The sequence below is a fragment of the Myxococcus sp. CA023 genome (assembly GCF_010998615.1).
Taxonomy (GTDB): Bacteria; Myxococcota; Myxococcia; order Myxococcales; family Myxococcaceae; genus Myxococcus.
Map to the genome: position 1 here is coordinate 1 of NZ_JAAEAH010000190.1, position 478 is coordinate 478.

Annotated in this window: 1 protein-coding gene; it reads right to left on the bottom strand. The window is 66.5% G+C overall.

What is annotated here, in order from left to right; translation table 11 throughout:
• Positions 1–478 (bottom strand): ArsB/NhaD family transporter (locus tag F8M74_RS37215; protein ID WP_256368049.1); only part of this gene is annotated, 478 nt, incomplete at both ends.

Sequence of the window (478 nt, forward strand, 5' to 3'; positions counted from 1 at the left end):
GAGCTGCGATGCGTCGTACCGGGCCGGGACATCGCGCCCGAAGGCCAGCAGCAGCACGACGAGGCTCGACAGCACGGCGGCGATGTTCACCGGCACCATCACCGATGCGTAGCGGTTGAAGCCGATCTCGAAGTAATCGGCCGACACGATGTTGACCAGGTTGGAAACCACCAACGGCAGGCTCGCCGTATCGGCGATGAAGCCCGCGGCCATCACGAAAGCCAGCGTGGCCGCGGGCGAGAAGCCCAGCGCCACCAGCATGGCCATGACGATGGGGGTCAGGATCAGCGCAGCGCCATCGTTGGCGAACAGCGCCGACACGGCAGCGCCCAACAGCACGATGAGCGCGAACAGCCGCCGCCCCTGGCCACCGCCCCAGCGCGCCATGTGCAAAGCCGCCCATTCGAAGAAGCCCGCTTCATCGAGCAGCAGGCTGATGAGGATCACCGCCACGAAGGTGGCCGTGGCATTCCACACG